The following is a 336-nucleotide window of genomic DNA, read 5'->3' as shown; positions in this document are numbered from 1 at the left end:
GAAGGCAGGACTAATAACTGGGGTGAAGTCGTAACAAGGTAGCCGTATCGGAAGGTGCGGCTGGATCACCTCCTTTCTAAGGATTAAGTAAGGGTCTGTGTGTTAATCGATTCTTGATTTCAAGGATGTACCTTTAAAAGAAAGATGGGACTATAGCTCAGCTGGTTAGAGCGCACGCCTGATAAGCGTGAGGTCGGTGGTTCGAGTCCACTTAGTCCCACTGAATGGTGTTGATGCGGTCAGGGGTAACACCCGTTCCCATCCCGAACACGACGGTTAAGACTTGATCGGCCGAAAATACTACATTGGTAACGATGTGGGAACATAGGTGGACGC

At 49.1% G+C, this 336-nt stretch carries 1 tRNA gene and 2 rRNA genes; all 3 read left to right on the top strand.

The window, feature by feature from the left end:
* Positions 1-76: ribosomal RNA gene (locus tag ACTNC3_RS11600) — 16S ribosomal RNA — on the top strand; the annotation flags it as partial.
* A 70-nt stretch (positions 77-146) separates the two neighbouring features.
* Positions 147-220: transfer RNA gene (locus ACTNC3_RS11595), tRNA-Ile, on the top strand.
* A gap of 3 nt (positions 221-223) precedes the next feature.
* Positions 224-336, top strand: a 5S ribosomal RNA gene (gene rrf, locus ACTNC3_RS11590); the annotation flags it as partial.

The organism is Oribacterium sp. HCP3S3_B9 (assembly GCF_052064255.1).
In the GTDB taxonomy this organism is placed as follows: Bacteria; Bacillota; Clostridia; order Lachnospirales; family Lachnospiraceae; genus Oribacterium.
This window is presented reverse-complemented; position numbering and strand designations above follow the sequence as displayed.